The organism is Desulforhopalus singaporensis (assembly GCF_900104445.1).
GTDB lineage: Bacteria > Desulfobacterota > Desulfobulbia > Desulfobulbales > Desulfocapsaceae > Desulforhopalus_A > Desulforhopalus_A singaporensis.
Window position 1 is genome coordinate 13,721 of the sequence record NZ_FNJI01000033.1, and the last position, 18,226, is coordinate 31,946.

15 protein-coding genes are annotated in these 18,226 nt (G+C 53.6%); all 15 read right to left on the minus strand.

Annotated features, from left to right (window positions below):
- Window positions 1-62 precede the first annotated feature (62 nt).
- Window positions 63-1,355, minus strand: coding sequence for a cell division protein FtsA (gene ftsA / locus BLQ17_RS17870; RefSeq protein WP_092225344.1), 1,293 nt, complete (start codon window positions 1,353-1,355; stop codon window positions 63-65).
- A 10-nt stretch (window positions 1,356-1,365) separates the two neighbouring features.
- On the minus strand, window positions 1,366-2,295 hold the full coding sequence (locus BLQ17_RS17875; RefSeq protein ID WP_176761301.1) for a cell division protein FtsQ/DivIB: 930 nt from the start codon (window positions 2,293-2,295) through the stop codon (window positions 1,366-1,368).
- Window positions 2,296-2,371: 76 nt separating this feature from the next.
- A complete protein-coding gene (murB, locus tag BLQ17_RS17880; RefSeq protein WP_092225349.1) occupies window positions 2,372-3,295 on the minus strand; it encodes a UDP-N-acetylmuramate dehydrogenase in 924 nt (307 codons plus the stop codon).
- 9 nt (window positions 3,296-3,304) lie between these two features.
- Complete coding sequence (murC, locus tag BLQ17_RS17885) at window positions 3,305-4,690, minus strand: UDP-N-acetylmuramate--L-alanine ligase (RefSeq protein ID WP_092225351.1); 1,386 nt, start codon at window positions 4,688-4,690, stop codon at window positions 3,305-3,307.
- Window positions 4,690-5,805 (minus strand): undecaprenyldiphospho-muramoylpentapeptide beta-N-acetylglucosaminyltransferase, encoded by a 1,116-nt coding sequence (gene murG / locus BLQ17_RS17890; RefSeq protein WP_092225353.1) that lies wholly within the window; start codon window positions 5,803-5,805, stop codon window positions 4,690-4,692. Before murG ends, murC begins: the two co-directional genes overlap by 1 nt.
- On the minus strand, window positions 5,802-7,211 hold the full coding sequence (gene murD, locus BLQ17_RS17895; RefSeq protein WP_092225355.1) for a UDP-N-acetylmuramoyl-L-alanine--D-glutamate ligase: 1,410 nt from the start codon (window positions 7,209-7,211) through the stop codon (window positions 5,802-5,804). The genes murG and murD overlap by 4 nt, the downstream gene beginning before the upstream one ends.
- The gene (gene mraY / locus BLQ17_RS17900) at window positions 7,211-8,290 is read right to left on the minus strand and encodes a phospho-N-acetylmuramoyl-pentapeptide-transferase (protein WP_092225357.1); all 1,080 of its coding nucleotides are present in this window, start codon (window positions 8,288-8,290) and stop codon (window positions 7,211-7,213) included. The genes murD and mraY overlap by 1 nt, the downstream gene beginning before the upstream one ends.
- 41 nt (window positions 8,291-8,331) lie before the next feature.
- Complete coding sequence (locus tag BLQ17_RS17905) at window positions 8,332-11,424, minus strand: UDP-N-acetylmuramoyl-L-alanyl-D-glutamate--2,6-diaminopimelate ligase (protein WP_092225359.1); 3,093 nt, start codon at window positions 11,422-11,424, stop codon at window positions 8,332-8,334.
- Window positions 11,425-11,461: 37 nt separating this feature from the next.
- Window positions 11,462-13,360, minus strand: coding sequence for a PASTA domain-containing protein (locus BLQ17_RS17910; RefSeq protein ID WP_092225361.1), 1,899 nt, complete (start codon window positions 13,358-13,360; stop codon window positions 11,462-11,464).
- Window positions 13,361-13,369: 9 nt separating this feature from the next.
- A complete protein-coding gene (locus BLQ17_RS17915) occupies window positions 13,370-13,762 on the minus strand; it encodes a hypothetical protein (protein ID WP_092225363.1) in 393 nt (130 codons plus the stop codon).
- Between the two features lie 9 nt (window positions 13,763-13,771).
- Window positions 13,772-14,680 carry a 16S rRNA (cytosine(1402)-N(4))-methyltransferase RsmH gene (rsmH, locus tag BLQ17_RS17920; RefSeq protein ID WP_092225365.1) on the minus strand — a complete coding sequence of 303 codons (909 nt, stop codon included), beginning with the start codon at window positions 14,678-14,680 and terminating at the stop codon, window positions 13,772-13,774.
- The gene (gene mraZ / locus BLQ17_RS17925) at window positions 14,680-15,135 is read right to left on the minus strand and encodes a division/cell wall cluster transcriptional repressor MraZ (RefSeq protein ID WP_176761302.1); all 456 of its coding nucleotides are present in this window, start codon (window positions 15,133-15,135) and stop codon (window positions 14,680-14,682) included. Before mraZ ends, rsmH begins: the two co-directional genes overlap by 1 nt.
- Before the next feature lie 399 nt (window positions 15,136-15,534).
- The gene (gene panB, locus BLQ17_RS17930; RefSeq protein WP_092225369.1) at window positions 15,535-16,371 is read right to left on the minus strand and encodes a 3-methyl-2-oxobutanoate hydroxymethyltransferase; all 837 of its coding nucleotides are present in this window, start codon (window positions 16,369-16,371) and stop codon (window positions 15,535-15,537) included.
- A gap of 102 nt (window positions 16,372-16,473) precedes the next feature.
- Complete coding sequence (ruvB, locus tag BLQ17_RS17935; protein ID WP_092225372.1) at window positions 16,474-17,532, minus strand: Holliday junction branch migration DNA helicase RuvB; 1,059 nt, start codon at window positions 17,530-17,532, stop codon at window positions 16,474-16,476.
- Window positions 17,529-18,218, minus strand: a complete 690-nt coding sequence (ruvA, locus tag BLQ17_RS17940) for a Holliday junction branch migration protein RuvA (RefSeq protein ID WP_092225374.1) — start codon at window positions 18,216-18,218, stop codon at window positions 17,529-17,531. Before ruvA ends, ruvB begins: the two co-directional genes overlap by 4 nt.
- Window positions 18,219-18,226 lie beyond the last annotated feature (8 nt).

Genomic DNA, 18,226 nt, shown 5'->3' on the forward strand with positions numbered 1-18,226 from the left:
ATTTTTAAGTCTTACATACTATAGCATCCTGTTTGAGCCACTCAAACAAAAATCTAAAATTTCTACATGATTTTTTTTATCCAGTCTTTCACACGACTGACCAGTGTATTTTCCTTGCGGGACATCTCGTCGCGCTTGTCGCGCCCGAACATCACGAGTCCCGCCCCGGTGGTGCAGCGTGGACTGTGGAGCACATCGACCTTGCCCGACATACCTGTCGGGTAGCCGATTCGTACTGGAATATCGAAAATCTGCTCGGCAAGCTCCACAAGATTGGGCAGCAACCCGGTACCGCCAGTGATGACGACCCCGCCGTTAATCTTGTTTTTCTGGCCCGAGGCCACCAGCTCGCTGTTCATCATTTCAAGGATTTCAACGATTCTCGCCTCGATGATGTCAACGAGTACCTTCTGGGTTACCTTGCGCGGTTCGCGGTCGCCTACAGTGGGCACGTCCACGACCAGGTTCGGTTTAATGACCGAGGAAATCGCTCCCCCATAGTCTTCCTTGAGACGTTCGGCCTCCTGCAACGGCGTTCGCAGCCCCACCGAAAGATCATTGGTCAGGTTATGTCCCCCCAGACCTATCTCACAGGTATGACGTATTGTTCCGTCGCAAAATACCGCAAGGTCGGTGGTTCCTCCACCGATATCAATGAGGGCCACCCCAAGCTCCATCTCGTCCCTGCTCAGGACCGCATTGGCGGAGGCGATGGATTCAAGAACCAGTTCGGCGACCTCAAGTCCGGCCTTGTTGCAGCAGGTAACCAGATTATGAACTGCGCCGATATCGGCGGTGACGATATGGACATTGGTCACAAGCCGGACACCGGTCATGCCGATAGGATTCTGGATGCCGGTGTGATCATCAACCATGTATTCCTGGGGCATTACATGGATGATCTGCTGATTTTCGGAAATCTTGACGGTACGGGCTGCGGCAATCACTTCATCAATATCAACCTGCTTTATTTCCCTGTTGTTGACCGCAATGATTCCGGGACTGTTGAATCCCTTGATATGGTTGCCCGCAATCCCGACATAGACATATGTCGAGCGCAGATCGCATCCGGCATCTTCCTCGGCGAGCCTCACCGCCTCCCGGATCGAATCAACCGTCGACTCGATATTGACAACCACACCTTTTTTGAGCCCCTTGGATGGAACCGTACCGACCCCGATAATCTCTATATCGTTTCCGGATACCTCGCCCACGACACAGCAGATTTTGGTGGTCCCTATATCCAGCCCGACAACCAGTTCGCCCGTCCTGTAATTGTCAGGTTGATCGCCATCGGAATCCGCCACCACCAGTTCCGCCCTGTCAAGCTCGATATCTATTTTCTTGTCGTCCATTGCTGTCTTTCTATTCTGATCCAGTCTGTGCCACCAGCACTTTATCCTGCAGATAATCCATCTGGATATATTCTATTTCTGAAATAAGGTTACTGCCTTTACCCTTTTTATAAAGAGCCTTGAGTACCTGAACAAGCCGCGCGTACTTCTGACCGGTGTTGCCGTTGCCAAAAAAGATGGGAAACGTATAATCCACCAGATAGACAACCATTTCTCCTTCCGGGGTAACATGTACTTCTGAGAGTGACTGCAGCGGCAGGTGCGGGTCGTTTCCCCTGACTTTTTTTAAAAACAACAACACCTCCGCAAACGCCTTTTGCCGCACACTGCCCTCCGGCAGTTCAGCCAGCCCGGTAACGACGGGAAAATCGATATTGCCGCCGGGAGTTACCGGAAGAAAAGAGACCCCGTTCTTATCCATGTAGTAAAATTCGGCCCCCGTCTTAGCACTTCCATGTATCAGCGCAAGAGGAATATTTTCCTGTACCGCAATCTCCACCGTCGAAGGCCAGGTCCTGACGATCTCGGCGGAGGCAATCCACGGTACGGATTCAATTCTATCTTTAAGCTTTTGCTTATTCAACACCAAAAGACTTGTCTGGTAGAGAGTTATTCCCGAAGCATCCTTGAGAACCTGATCAGCTACGATGCCGTTACCGGTTATTAGCAGTTCACTTACCTGGAACATCGTTATCGATTCCACCGCGCGGCGCAACCTCGCTTGGCCGTCGAGGATGAAAAATATCAGAAAAAGAGTTACCGCGATTGTTGCCGTCCCTGTCAGGACAATTCTCTTTTTTGTTTTTCTCGCCGAACGATAACTCTGCTGGGGCCTGCTGTTTTTCATCGCCAGCCACTGCTTGATCAGCGCGACCCTGTTTCTGGGTCTCGACAGGTGATCGTTCTGCCCCGGCAGGTTTTTCGCCCACAGCGGTTTCACCTGATATCGCCTGTTCTTTCTGGTGCTGAACCGTCCAGACAGTTTTTGTATGAAATATATGCCTTTTTTAACCATGTCAGAGAATATGAATTTCCGGCTCCAGGTTTATTCCATGTTGTTCTCTTACCTTCTGCTGAATGTGGCGCATCAGGGAAAGCACGTCCCGGGCGGTCGCATGATCACGGTTTACCAGGAAATTACCATGTTTGCTTGAAACCATGGCGCCGCCAAGCTTCATCCCCTTCAGCCCGCAGAGATCTATGAGTTTTCCGGCACTTTCCCCGGGAGGATTCTTGAAAAAAGAGCCCGCATTTGGGTATCCCGTCGGCTGAAGCTGTGACCGTTTTTCCATTACCTCCCGGCATCTCTGGCGAATTTTTTCGCCATCGCCTAGATCCAGCACAAAAACGGCCGATGACACTATGCCGTGCCCCTGGAACCTGCTGAATCCGGGAAACGACCTGTAGGAAAAATGAAGATCATCCTTTCCAAGTACCACCACCCCATCGGCGGTTACCACCTCAACCTCCGTTATCACCTGCGAGATTTCTCCTCCCCAGGCACCGGCGTTCATGACAACCGCTCCCCCAACCGTCCCGGGAATACCGCAGCAGAACTCTATCCCCGACAGTCCGCGGTCGGCACAGAGGTGAGACAGGTTTCCCAGCCCCAGGCCGCCGCCGGCCCGCACCACTGTTTTTCCCGTGTGTTCATCAGTGGTCCAGCACACTTGCCTGAAACCGTCGCCAAGAAGCACGACAACGCCGTCAAACCCCTCGTCACGCACCAGTACGTTGGTGCCCCGTCCGAGAACACGCCAGGCAAGCTGTTGCTCTCTGAAGAAAGTGAGCAGCGGCTGCAGGTCGCTGGTTCTGTTTACCCGCACGACGGCAGCTGCAGGGCCTCCGATGGCAAAGGAGGTATACCTGTCAAGGGTACAGTCAAAGATCACGCCGGACGGAACCAGCTCGACTATTCTGTCCTTGTGGGCCGCTTTCATTTTCTCTCCTCACTGCGTCCCCGGCTCAAGAAGCCTCAAGATCTCTTCTCCCACCTTGACGATATTGCCGGCACCAAGTGTCAGCACAACATCACCCTCTTTCAGCACCGGGATCAGTTGTTGCGCCATAAGATCGACATCGCCTATATACTCGACATTCCGCTGACCATGTTTTTTTACAGCCTCCAATAGCGCCAGGCTGGTAACACCCTGTATCGGCTCTTCCGACGCGCCGTATATATCGCACATTACGAGCAGGTCGGCCTGGTGAAAACAGGTCTGGAACTGGTCAAACAGAGCCCTGGTGCGGCTGTACCGGTGGGGTTGGAACAGAACCACCAGCCTTTTTCCCGGCCACGCCTGCTTCATTGCTTCAAGAGTGGCGCGAATCTCGGTGGGATGATGGCCGTAGTCGTCGACAACGGTTATCCCGCCGATTTTTCCTTTCAACTGCATCCTGCGCTGTACCCCGCCAAACGTTTCAAGGCTGCTCTTGATCCGGTCAAACCCAAGCTCCAGTTCAATTCCCAGGCAGACGGTGGCAAGTGCATTGTACACATTGTGCACTCCCGGCGTAGCGATACTGATCCTGCCGAGCTCACCTTCGATATTCTTCACGTTGAACACCACCCGCCCGTTCTGCCAGCTGATATCGTCGCTGTAGACATCGGCCTGGGGAGTCAGTCCGTACGTTACCGTCCGCTTCTGAATTTTCGGCAGGATATCGGCGACATGGGGATCGTCAAGGCACACCACCGCCGCGCCGTAAAAAGGTATCTTGTCGATAAACTCCAAAAAGGTGTCTTTTATGTGATCAAGATCGCGGTAGTAATCAAGATGCTCCAGATCTATATTGGTTACTACCTCAAGAACCGGAGCCAGCTTGAGGAACGAACCGTCGCTCTCATCCGCTTCCGCAACCAGAAACTCCCCCTGGCCAAGTTTTGCATTGCCGCCCAGAGCATCTACTTTTCCGCCGATGACAATTGTCGGATCGAGCCCTGCCGAAGCCAGCAGCCAACTCACCATAGAGGTGGTCGATGTTTTGCCGTGACTCCCGGCAATGGCAATGCCGTATTTCTTGAGGCGCATCAGTTCGGCAAGCATTTCCGCCCGCATCACAACCGGTATCCCGCTGTCTTTGGCCTTGATCACCTCCGGATTTTGCAGCGATATGGCCGACGACGTGACCACCACATCGGCACCGTCGATATATTCAGCGCTGTGACCCTGGTAGATTCTACCCCCGAGGCCCTTTAGCTTTTCTGTGATGGCCGAACTGTTCAAATCCGACCCGGAGACACTGTAACCGAGAGTGAGGAGCAACTCCGCTATCCCGCTCATGCCGATGCCGCCGATTCCGACGAAATGTATATGTTTGGATTTTCGATACATTATTTTCTTTTTCTAGCTATTTCCTCAAGACAGCAGGCGACGATACGCTCCGGTGCATCAGGAAAGGCGAGCTTTTTCATGGATGCCGCCATCTTTTCACGTTTTTTCGGGTTATCAAGCAACTCCTGCACCGCTTGTGCGAGTTTTTCCGGGGTGAGACCGGCCTCCGGCAGCAAAACGGCTCCTCCGCCCTGCACATAGTAGTCAGCGTTTTTCTGCTGATGATTGTCCGCGGCAAACGGATACGGAATTAACACCGCGGGCTTGCCTAGAACGGCAAGTTCCGAGAGTGTTGTGGCTCCCGCCCTTGAAATGAGAAAATCGGCATCCCGGTATACTTTTTCCATATCGTTGAAAAATGGTGCCACTTCCACATCTATTTTGAGCGTGCGGTACGCCTTTTCTACCATCTGTGCATCTCTGCTGCCGGTCTGATGTATGATTTTCAGGTGTTGTCGACTTTTTTCCGGGACAAGCGCCAGCGCCCGGGGAACCAGCTCGTTGATGGCATGCGCTCCCTGGCTGCCGCCAAGGACCAGGATACAGGTCTTATCGCCTTTTTTTTCCTGCGCCACACCTCCGAGCCTGAGAATATTTTCCCGCACCGGATTTCCGGTATAGACAATTTTTTCCGCATCAAACAGTTGGCCTGAGCCCGGAAGCGAAAGGCATACCCGATCGGCAATTTTGCCAAGTTTGCGGTTGGCCAGGCCGGGAACGGAATTCTGTTCGTGGATGACAGTTGCGATCCCCATCTGTTTTCCGGCGGCGACCACAGGTCCGGTCACATAGCCGCCGACTCCGAGAATTACATCCGGCCTGAAGTTACGGATTATCTTCAGCGCCTGCATATAGGCAAAGGGAAGAGTCGCCACCGCCCGTATGAGCTGGAAGATATTTTTTCCCTTCAGACCGTAACAGGTCACCGTCTCACTGTCGAACCCGTACCGAGCCAGACTGTTGGTGTCTATTTTCCGGTTGGTGCCGACAAAAAGCACTTTGCAGTCCGGAAACCTGTTGCGAAACGCCTGGGCTGTCGCCACGGCAGGAAAGAGGTGTCCGCCGGTTCCGCCGCCTGTTAGCAGCAGCCGCATTTGCTGGTCACGCCTGGTCATACCGAGACCTCGCCGTTGTTTTGATGTTCCCCTTTTCCAGGCTGTACAAGCTTCATTACCGCAGCTTTGAAGACTTCTCCCCGCTGGGCGTACGAAGCGAACATGTCAAAACTCGCACAGGCGGGCGACAGCAGCACCGTATCCCCCCCGGTTGCCGCCCCTGCCGCCAGTTCGACGGCATGAACCATATCCAATGCCCGATCCGTCTCGACTATGTCTGCAAGTGCCTGGCCGATCGCCTCAGCGGCTTCCCCCAGCAGTATAACCCGCCGCACTTTCTGCGCCACAGCCTGACGCAGCAGCCGGTAATTCTCACCCTTGTCGCGTCCACCGGCGATGAGAATAACAGGACCCTGCAGCTGTGCCAGGGCGCCGATAACCGCTCCGGTATTGGTCGCCTTGGAATCGTTGTAGTATTTCACTCCGGCCGATTCGGTCACGAATTCCAGCCGATGCTGCAAAGACTTGAACTGGAGCAACCCCTCCTGGATCTGGGCCCTGGGGCATCCCATTGCTTCCAGGGCGAGCACCGCCGCACCGTAATTGAGCCCGACAAACCCGGTATCTCCATCTTTCAGGTCGCCGTCACCGATCGCATATTCTCTTGTTCCCGCTACCACCAGACGATTTCCGACAACCACGAGGTCGTTGTATCTGCCGGTTCCAAAGGACTGCAGGCGCCCCTTGTAATCCGGGTCAAGATGCTGGCAGTTGGGGTCGTCTCCGTTGACAATTGCCACCTGGTCGCTTTGCTGCCCGGAAAAAAGATTCATCTTGGCCGAAATATACCGGTCAAAGGTCCGGTGCCTGTCGAGATGATCAGGACTAATATTGAGCAGAACTCCCACATCCGGGGCAAAATTTCCACAGAGATCGAGCTGAAAAGAGGAGAGCTCAACCACTATGATGTCGTAAGAATCAGGTTCCAGGCAGTAATCATAGAGCGGGGTGCCGATGTTGCCGCCGACGAAAACCCGCCGGCCGCTTCGCGCCAGCACCTCCCCGATGAGCGTGGTCACAGTGGTTTTACCGTTAGTACCGGAGATCGCGACGACCGGGCTTTTGAGGTGCTCTGCCACCAGTTCAAGCTCTCCTGTTATCCTGACCCCCGCTTCAGCCAACCGTTTCAACAAAGGGTCGTCAAGATCGATTCCGGGACTGACAATCACCACGTCCGCCCGGCCAAGAAATGAGAAACTGTGTTCGCCTGCCTCCCAGGCGACACCTGTCCGCTGCAGTAATTCCTGCTCTTGCGCGCCAAACTGCTCGCGGGAACGTTTATCGGAGACTATAACCTTAGCGCCGCAGGCCAGGGCAAACTCCACCGCACTTCTGCCGGAGACCCCAAGCCCCATGACGGCTACTGTTTTGCCGGAGTCGGTTCCTATGTATCTGTTGTTTATCATCAGCGCAGCTTCAGGGTTGCAATGGCAAACAGGCCGAGAATTATCGACACGATCCAGAACCGGACCACGACCTTCGTCTCATGCCAGCCTTTTTTCTCGAAATGATGATGAAAAGGCGCCATCAAAAAAATTCTCTTGCCGTGAGTAAGCTTAAAGTACCCCACCTGCAAAATAACAGAAAGAGCTTCCATCACGAAGACTCCGCCCACTATGGCCAGCAAAAATTCCTGTTTGATGATAATGGCAACCGATCCCAACGCGCCGCCCAGGGCCAGAGATCCGACATCTCCCATAAAAATCTGCGCCGGATACGCGTTAAACCAGAGAAAGCCGAGACAAGCCCCGAATATTGCGCCGCAAAATATCGACAGCTCACCGCTGCCATTGACATATGGCAGCTGCAGATAATTTGCCAGCACCGCATGACCCGCCAGGTAGGAAAATACCAGGTAAACGGCGGCGGTAACCACGGTTGGTCCCGCGGCGAGCCCGTCCAGGCCGTCGGTCAGGTTTACCGCGTTGGATGCCCCGACGATGACCAGTATGGCAAAAATCACGTAGAACCAGCCGAGATCCGGGCGAAAGTCCTTGAGAAACGGGATACTCAGGTGTCCGTCAAAACCGGGTAACAGAATAATAAACAACCCGACAGCGGAGGCGCCTGCAACCTGCAGCACCAGTTTACCGCGGGCACTCAACCCCTTGGAATTTTTTTTCTTTATCTTCCGGTAATCGTCATAAGCGCCGATGCCGCCATAGAACGTCGTCACAAACATCATCAACCAGACCTGGGAAATGTCAAGACGCGCCCACAGAAAAGTCGAGAGCATGATGGAAAAAAGAATCAGCATCCCTCCCATGGTGGGGACACCCTGCTTGGCCAGATGGGTCTCCGGCCCGTCATCGCGCACAACCTGTCCGATCTGAAATTTCTTCATCGTCCGGATGAAAAGGGGACCGAGTAGCAAAACGATTACAAAAGCGGTCAACGCCCCGCAGATGGCACGGAAAGTGATATAACGAAAAACATTTAATCCTCCCAGCAATGTGTGAAGAGGATACAGTAAATGGTAAAGCATAATTTTTTATATAAAGTATGGAAAAGAGGTCACCCCTCCCGTTAATGGTTATCACCGGCTGCACCAAGCAGCTCATCGACGATAGTCTCAAATCTCAGACCTCGCGACGCCTTGACCAGGACCATGTCGTCACCGCAGCCGCCCTTGCGCCCAATCTCGGACATCAGCCAGGACACCACGTGCTCTTTATCGTCAAACGTCCTTATCCTTTCCCGCGGAAAGCCGTTCTCTACCGCCCCGCAGAGGATATGGTTCCTGAACTCTCCTGTTACCACGACTTCGTCGATATTCAGTCGTGCAACGACTCTGCCTATGTCGTAATGTGCCGCCTGCGAGTCATCGCCAAGCTCCAGCATATCGCCCAGGACCGCGTACGATCCGCCCCGGCAGATCTGTTTCAAGGTCGTCAGACCCGCTTTCATGGAAGCCGGATTGGCATTATAGGTGTCGTTGATTATACTTAATCCTTGCGGCGATTTCACGATCTGCATCCGTTTATCCGGTGCACGAAAATCCCGCAGCCCGGCGGCAATCTGCGCCAGGGTCGCCCCGGCCGCTACCCCGATTGCCGCCGCACAAAGAGCGTTTGCGACATTATGCTCACCGGGGACAAACAGTGTGACTTCCGCAACATTCAAGCCATGATGGAGCGTGAAGGTTGTGGTACCATCATCTTTCATGCGGCGGTCGGCAACCCATAGATCGGGCTGTAGCCGCATGTCGCAAGCGTTGTCGCCATCAACCGGGACAAGGGAGAAAGTTACCCGCCTTTGCCGGTAGTTTTCACTAAGTTTTTTTATTCGCTCATCGTCGAGGTTTACCACCAGGGTCGCCTCGTCGGAGGTGGCGCGATAGAGCTCTTCTTTGGCCCTGGCAACCCCTTCCACGGACCCCAGCCCTGCGAGATGGGCGCCGTGGATATTGGTTATGCAGCTGATATCCGGATCGGCAATTTCCGCAAGCCTTGCTATTTCCCCGGGAACGTTCATCCCCATTTCCAGGATAACCCCTCTCTGGTGCACCCCAAGCGGCAGCAGTGACAGCGGCAGCCCCACCAGGTTGTTGAAATTGCCCTTCGTCTTGAGCACAACGCCATCGGGATACGCCTCTCCTTCAGGCCATTTCCTGTTAAAGATGGCGGCAACCATCTCTTTTACCGTAGTTTTCCCGCAGCTCCCGGTTATCCCGACCACGACCTGATCGCAGCACTCTCTTACAGCCCGGCGCCTGAATGCAGCAAGATCCCCGAGTGCTGCGGTCGTATCCGCCACCTGTATCTGCACACACGAGCCGTCAGGCAACCCCAGGGGGTGATCCACCACCACACAGCGGCACCCGTTTGCCACAGCCTGCGCCGCATGGTCGTGACCGTCATGAATTTCCCCTTTGAGCGCGACGAATATGCCGTTTTGGGTGTACTTTCTGCTGTCGGAGACAACTTCTCCAAGCAGTGCGTCATCGCTCTTTCCTGCTGCCAGGGTGCCTCCGGTAGCTTTTAGCAGCTGCTCAATCCCCCATGAATACAGCGCGTTTCTCGCCTGCAGCCGGTCATCGAAAAATTTTTTCCCATTACGGGTAAGCTGGTAGTTTTCATGCCCCTTGCCGGCAATGATGACAATATCGCCCGGCAAGGCGGCCCTGACCCCATGACCAATCGCCTCCGCCCGCTGCCTCACAACCACGCAGCCCTTTTCATTCCGGTTTTCCTGGCTGAGCAACCACTCTATATCCCTCACTCTCATGCCGCTTTCAGCCACCCCGTCCATGATCTCCGAAATTATCAGGCCGGGCTCCTCACTTCTCGGGTTGTCGTCGGTCACAATAACCACATCGGCGAAACGTGCGGCGACAGCCCCCATAACCGGCCGCTTGCCGCGATCCCTGTCGCCGCCGCAGCCGAATATACAGTAAAGTCTTCCATGGGGCAAAGCTTTGACGGTGGTCAGCACCTTGAGCAGGGCGTCCGGGGTATGGGCGTAATCGACCATAACCGTCGCACCGTCAAGGCGCCACCCTTTATCCGCGGCGACTTTTTCAAGCCTGCCCGGCGCCCCTGCTGCCGTAGTAAGAGCCTGGCGGGTAGTGTCCATTGCTATTCCCGCTGCCTTACAGATGCCGATGGCTGCGAGGACGTTTTCGACGTTGAAATAGCCGACAAGGGGCGTGGTTACGCCAATCTTTTCACCGTCGACGACAACGGTAAGCGTCGATTTATCTAGACTCTCGATATGTTCGGAAAGGGATATCGTTGCGTTGTCTCCCCTGCCCCAGGTAATGCACTGGCGGTCTTTACCGCAACACACGTCGTTGAGGTACATAAGGGCATGCACATGTTCATGGCCTTCGCCGGACTCTGGGCACTGGGGAATCACGGTTTGCGCATTTTCAGCCAGATGCCCGGTAAACAGGAGCATTTTTGATTGAAAATAGTTGTCCATATCTTTGTGGTAATCGAGATGATCACGGGACAAGTTGGTGAACGCTGCGATATCAAATCGTAAGGTATTGACGCGGGACTGTGCCAGCGCATGGGAGGAAACCTCCATGATCACATGGGTGACCCCGTTATCGACCATCTCCCGCAGCACCCTGTGCAGTACAAGAGGATCCGGCGTGGTAAGCTGGGTCGCCAGCACCTTGGTGTCCTTTTCCGGGACCGTGTACCTATTGTTCACCGTACCGATCACCCCCACACTTACCCCAGCCTGAACAAGCACTTGCTCAACCAGATAACTGACCGTGGTTTTACCGTTGGTTCCGGTAATCCCGACGAGGGTTAAACTCTGTGCCGGATTATCGTAATAGTTGGCGACAACGATGCCGTACGCTCTGGCGGTGTCAGCGGTTTCCACCACCGTCACGCCCCGCCCGACCAGGCCGTCGATCTCCCCGGGGGACAACCGCCCGGTTTGACACAAAATTGCTACGGCACCACCCGCCGCCGCATCGGTTATAAAATCGTGACCGTCATTGGTAAGCCCTGCATGGGCGACAAAAAAACTTCCAGGGCAGACGGTTCTCGAATCGGCGGTGACGGCCAGGGGTTCTATGGTGCTGGCATCAAGATTGGGGGGACAATATAGCCCCTGGTACTGGCTGTTTGCCAACAGGCGGGTGAGGCTTTTGCGTAACATGAATGAGGCACCGGGTTGGAGATGATAATTTTTCTGTCTATTGCCCTTGACGTGTTTTACGCATCTTGTCAAGACGCATTTTTGAACTCTGTTCCAAAATGAGCCGGCAGGTTTTAATTTTTTCAAGGGAAGTCCCCGGCGGGGGCTCCTGGTCCACGACCCTTCCGGTACCTTTGATTTTTATTTCAACATCAGCTCCCTGGAGCATGCGAAGACTTTTGCGAAGACTCAACCCCTTAAGGTCCGGCATAGCCAGTGGCGCTGGAAGCAAATCTTTGTCTGAAACGGTGCCTTGTCTTTTGTCTTCCCCCTCAACCTTCTGCCCCTGGTAGTTGCCCTGTTCTCCTGGTTCGGGCTCTACAACGTCGGCAACCGTTTGCGCCACCTGGTGCAGTATGGCTATACGACCAACTTTGCGGTCGATCACTTCCTCCACGGGAATCGGCCCTTTCCCCTCCGGCAGGGGATATTCAGGTGTGTACCTGCACACAACCAGAAGGTACAAGTCCTTTTCTCCCGCAGGAATTGCCACGAAAGTAACGTCGTCGGTTACAACTTCATATTTTCCTTTGAGATCCGTGGTCTCGGCAACAACAACACGGTCCCGCAGGTACAACGCAGAAGAATGGGAGGAGTCCACCCTGCTCTTGAAAAGCTGTTTCATCTCCCTGGTACTGTCGGCAAGCCTTGGATCAAACAAAAAGTTACCTGCGCCCTGTCGCCCGAGATCTATCTCCTCGCCCGTTTTGGTGTCCAGAATATATTTCACCGCATGGGGAGTTCTCTCCAGCCCACCCTCGAGTATTGCGGAATAGGCGGTGAGAAGCCTGAACGGCGTGGTCATCTCGGGAATCAACGCAAAATCGACGTCATCGGAGACGAGGGGAAGCTTTTGGGCGACACCAGGGTCACTCTCGCCAGGCGATTCATCCTGACGGTAAAAATCGGTCGCCGTCCTCTCCCCGAGCCGGAGCAGATCCCAGAACCTCAGGTAAATCCCCAGGCTCTCAGGTGATGGCGACAGGGACCACGCCAACACCTTCCTGCCACTGTCCGCTTCACCAAAAAGTACTGCGCAATCCTTTAAAAAAAGACGAAAAGCGTCGGGCAGATAGAGCTCTGTAAAAAACAGATTTTCAAGTTCTGCACGGGTATATTTGGTAAAGTTGTTTGGATCGAATCCCGGGAATTGAGAACCACCGATCAACTCCCCCGTTTCTCCCTCGACAAGATACGCCGAAACCTTCGCTCCAGAATCGGCTGCCGCAATATCTCTTGCAATTTCATCAAGCAGCCGCTGGATCTTGAGATTGACGGTCAGAACCAGGTTCTGACTCGTGCTGACCACCTTGCCCGCTTGATGTGCCTTGAGTTTTCTCGAGGCCAGCAACCTGTCGTAATAGTATTCGACGCCTGACAACCCGGTCCCGTCTGCGACGTAACCGACGACATGCGCAGCACTCAGGTCGTTGGGATAATATCTTTTCCCCTCCTGTTGAAAATGTACTCCCGGCAGGTTGAGTTTTCTTATCTCTATTTCCTGTTCTTCACTGATATCTTCCGCAACCCAGAATCTCAGAACGCCGCTTTCGAGCTGATCAATCAGTTTGTTTGCATCGAGTGACAGGATTGAAGCGAGCGATATTGCCGTATCGCTTATCGATTCAACCTCCCTGGTCCTAACGAAGACCGCAACCCGGTCCAAGGTGACAGCAAGCTGCTTGAGGTTTCTGTCGTAGATGGTTCCCCGTTCAAGAATTCCCGAGGACCCTCCGTTTTCTGGCTTGTTTATATAACGCAACAGATACCCGGCAACGTGGTAGCGGCTGATCAGGCTATACATAACAACAACCAGAACCGCCAGCAGCCCCAGACAGAGTACCCCCCGCCTCCCCTTTTTATTTTTCCTGATTCTGAGGAGGGACTGTTTAGTCATAAAGAAAAACTAGAGATAGGAGAATGTTGCCAGTCTTCTGTTGAATTTTCCAACCTGATCCTTGGTGGCGCTGTACAGTTCCAACCTTTCCCCTGCGAGTTTTTCGATATTTCCAGGCGTCCATAATCTCGCCCTTTTCGCCAACAGGTCGATATTGCGGTTTTCAAGCTGCTGGACCTTGGCTTCCATACGGGACATGGACCGGTCCATGCTGCTCAAGGTAGAGGAAATCACGATGTTGAACAGCAACACTACCGGCAGAATCATCAGGACAATTTTACCAACTCTACGCCACATTGCCATGCTGCCGGGCACCACCATCGATCTGCGGCGATGCTTCGACAGGAAATCAACCTTGGAGGCTGATCGAATCTGAATCTGGGTTGTATTGCTGTATATCATCTTTCCCCCTTATTTCTTCTCGTAACACTTTCTCGCGACCCGCAGCCGTGCGCTGCGTGCCCGCGGATTATTTGCTATCTCTTCCCTGCTGGGCACAACAGGCTTCTGTGTCAGAATTTCAAGACTCTTGTTGCTTTTGAATTTACGTTTCACAATCCCGTCTTCCAGGGAATGAAAGGAGATCACACAAAATGTTGCTCCCGGCCTGAGAAACTCCACCCCCTCGTCAAGGATCCGGGCAAGATTTTCAAGTTCGCCGTTCACCGCAATCCTGAGTGCCTGAAACACCAGGGTTGCAACATGTATTTTCTTTGGATGAAACCGCTTTGGCACCGCCCCCGCAACAATCGATACCAGCTGGCCGGTGGTCTCTATTTTTTCTTTTTTCCGGTGGGCGACGATGGCCGCGGCAATCGGTCGGGCCTGGCGCTCCTGTCCGTAGTAAAAAAAGATATCCGCCAGCTGCTGCTCAGTAGCCCGCGCGATAATCGACGCGGCTGTCGTCTCCCCTCGATTATCCATACGCATATCGAGGTATTCCTCTTTCTGGAAGCTGAACCCCCTCTCGCCCATATCGAGTTGAAGAGACGATAGCCCTACATCCAGGAGCAGCCCGTCGATATCCTTTACCCCCATCCGGGCAAGACCGGTTGAAATGTCGGCGAAGTTCCGCCTGTCAATCACCAGCCGTTTACCATATTTTTCAAGACGTCTTGCCGCTCGCTCTATCGCTTTTTCATCCCAGTCAAAAGCGATGACCCTGCCGTCCGGAGCCGAAAGATCGAGGATTGCTTCGGTGTGTCCTCCAAGACCGAGTGTTCCGTCTACATAGGTTTTTCCCGGCTGAGGGTCCAGATAGTGCATACATTCATCAAGAAGAACCGAAACATGAATCTTTCGTGCCGAATCAGCCGTCATCAGAAAATCCCCAGCTTGGCAAGTCCGGCCTCATGTTTTTCAAAACTATCGCGGGTAGACCTGGTTTCAGCGTACCAATCGTCCTTGTTCCAGATTTCAACCCAGTCTATCATCCCGGTAAGCACCACTTCCCTCGTCAAATTCGCATCGTTTCTCAGATCGGGAGGAAGACGGATCCGGCCCTGTTTGTCGAGAACGCACTCAGTTACACCACCGACTACATAGCGGACAAAACTCCCAAGCCCGGGTTGCTCGCCACCTTGTGTCAATAATTTTGTCTCAAGTAATTCCCACTCCGCCAGGGGATATGCCCGCAAATGAGATTTCCAGGGAGCAATCATCAGAATGTCGGAGCCATGTTGACGCAGGACGTCGCGAAAACGGCTGGGGAAAATCAGCCGCCCTTTTTCGTCCAGATTGTGCTCTGTCCTGCTACGAAATCGTGTCTGCCCCACAGACGCCCCTTTGTTCCCTCTCTGCTCCCATAAAAACCACTTTACTCCACTCCACTCCTTTTTTATATCAGTAACCGAATGAGTGTCAAGGAAAAAATAGACGAAACTTCAAAGCGTTAAAAGAGAAGAAAAAACGGAACGCGCTACCACATATGGTGCCCACGTCTCGTGACGCATACAACATAAAGTGACTTTTCTAGCAAAAATTCGTTTTTGCCACAAACTGACCCCAGACGCAATAACACATGTGTTTTCAAGTGGTTTACAGAAACAAACCAGAACAGATAAAAAGGGGAAAAATCAGAGGGTGGTAAAAAGTGGAGTGGTCGATTCAAAAGAGCTGCCCGGCCGGGAACGCAACAGTTCCAGCCGGGCATATCGAACATATATGGATTGCACTTACTTCTTGTTAAGCAGGGCCGCCCTGTAGTCAACGTCACTGGTAAAACTGTGGTCAGCGGTGGGATACGAGCCATTTTTCACTTCCAGATCGTATTGTGTGACAGCTGTTTTGATGAGCGGTGCCAGATTGGCATATTTTTTCACGAACTTGGGGGTGAACTTGTCAAACATGCCGAGCATGTCATTGATCACCAGCACCTGTCCGTCGCAATAGACGCCGGCGCCTATTCCTATGGTCGGTATGGCAATCGTTTCGGTGATAACCTCTGCCAGCTTGTCAGGAATACATTCAAGGATGACGGCAAAAGCGCCGGCACTTTCAAGCGCTTTAGCCTCTTCAACCAGCCTTGCGCCATCTTCTATATCTTTTCCCTGCACCTTGTATCCACCAAGCTGGCTGGCCGTCTGGGGTGTCAGGCCGATATGCGCCACCACCGGAACGCCGGCGGTCACCAAAGCCTTGACCACGGGACACACCGCATGTCCCCCCTCAAGTTTTACGGCATCGCAGTCGGCCTCCTTCAAAAATCTGGTGCCGTTAATGACAGCATCTCTTTCCCCAGTCTGGTAGGACCCAAAAGGCATGTCGCCAACGACAAAACTGTCAGGAGCTCCACGCCGGACGGCCCGCGAATGATGAATCATCTCGTCCATGGATACGGGAACAGTGGTTTCATAACCGAGCATGACCATGCCAAGGGAGTCCCCCACCAGAAGCATATCCACTCCGCATCCGCTCATAAGTCTGGACATCGAGGCATCATATGCTGTCAGCATGGAAATTTTCCTACCTTCAACCTTCATCCGTTTTATATCCGCCAGCGTCTTACGCATCCCCTCTCTCCTGATTGTACTCCTGTGGATGTTTCACCACCTGCTTAATTAATAATCTGCGTTTGCAGCAATCCCCGAGCAACCGGACCACCTGCCCGGAAATCAGTCAAACAGTGACGGTTGCGCCGTTAGGTGCCGGGGAACCCGGCGGTCAAAGTGTTGATAAGCCTTGGCCGTGGCAACACGGCCGCGAGGCGTTCTTTTGATAAAGCCCGACTGGATGAGAAACGGCTCATACACATCTTCAAGGGTGTTCTTCTCCTCACAGACCACCGTTGCCAGGGTCTCAAGGCCGATTGGCCCTCCATCGAATTTATCAATCACGGTCAGCATTATCCGCCGGTCCATATCGTCCAGTCCGTACTGATCGACGCCCAGCAGGTTCAGAGCTTCATCCGCCACCTTTTTGTCGACCACCCGGTGCCCTCCCACTTCGGCGTAATCACGGACCCGTCGCAACAACCGGTTGGCAATCCGGGGAGTTCCCCGGGAACGTTTACCCAGCTCCAGCGCCCCGGTTTTATCGACCTCCATCCCGAGAATTCTGCCTGAGCGCTGGACTATGGCCACAAGCTCTTCAGGAGCATAGAACTCCAGGCGCAGGATAACTCCGAAGCGATCTCTCAACGGGGGAGTCAGCAATCCGGTCCTGGTGGTTGCGCCGACGAGGGTAAATTTCGGCAGATCCATCTTGACCGACCTGGCACCGGGTCCCTGACCGATAATCAGGTCGAGCTGAAAATCCTCCATGGCCGGATAGAGCACCTCTTCAACGGCGTGATTGAGGCGATGGATCTCATCGATAAACAGGACATCTCCTTCCTGCAGGCTGGTCAGGATGGCGGCAAGGTCTCCCTGTTTTTCAATGACCGGACCCGAGGTGACTTTTATCCCGGCACCCATCTCGTTGGCGATGATATAGGAGAGAGTCGTCTTGCCAAGTCCGGGGAATCCGTGAAACAGCACATGGTCAAGCGGTTCCTGGCGACCAAGAGCGGCCTGGATAAAAATCGACAGACTCTTCCGCACCTGCTCCTGGCCGATATAGTCGACAAGTTTTTTGGGGCGTAGCGCGTTTTCGTTTGACTGCTCCGGATCCTGTTGTTTTCCAGGGCTGACCAGTCGATCGTCGCTTGATCGGATATCTTCTTCAATATTCATGCAAGAGTCCTCAACGCATCACGGATGAGTTGTTCCACCGACAGAGCCTCATACGCTTTTTCATCATGTCGGCTCTTAACCGCTGCCAGCGCTCCCCGTGCAACGTTGTCGGAGTAGCCCAGGTTGGTCAGCGCCGACAATGCGTCGCTTTCGACACCATCATGAGCGGCAAAAAACGGTACCGAGTCTGTCGAGATTCTCCGGGCTGCCGCCAGATGCCCCACTTTTTCCTTTAACTCAACGCAGATCCTTTCGGCGGTTTTCTTCCCCACCCCCTGCAACCCAGTCAATCTTTTGATATCGGCGGCGACGATAGCGCTGCAAATATCCGCAACCTGCAGGCCGGACAATATCGACAGAGCGAGCTTGGGCCCGATCCCGGAAACGGTCTTCAGGATCAAAAAAAGCTCCTTACCCTCCTCCTCCAAGAAACCGTAAAGCGTAATCGCATCCTCCCGGACATTGGTATGGACATGGAAGAAGACATCTTCACCCGTTTCCGGCATTCTTGATACCGTATCGGCGGACACCAGGAGCTCGTAGCCGACACCGCTGACATCGACCACAACCCGGTCCGCATTTTTCACCAGTACCTTTCCCAAAAGCGTCGCGATCATACCTGGATGTTTTTTTATTGCGGAAATATTGACGTAAAAGACGTAACTGATGGCAAATCGTGCCCGCATTCTTCATC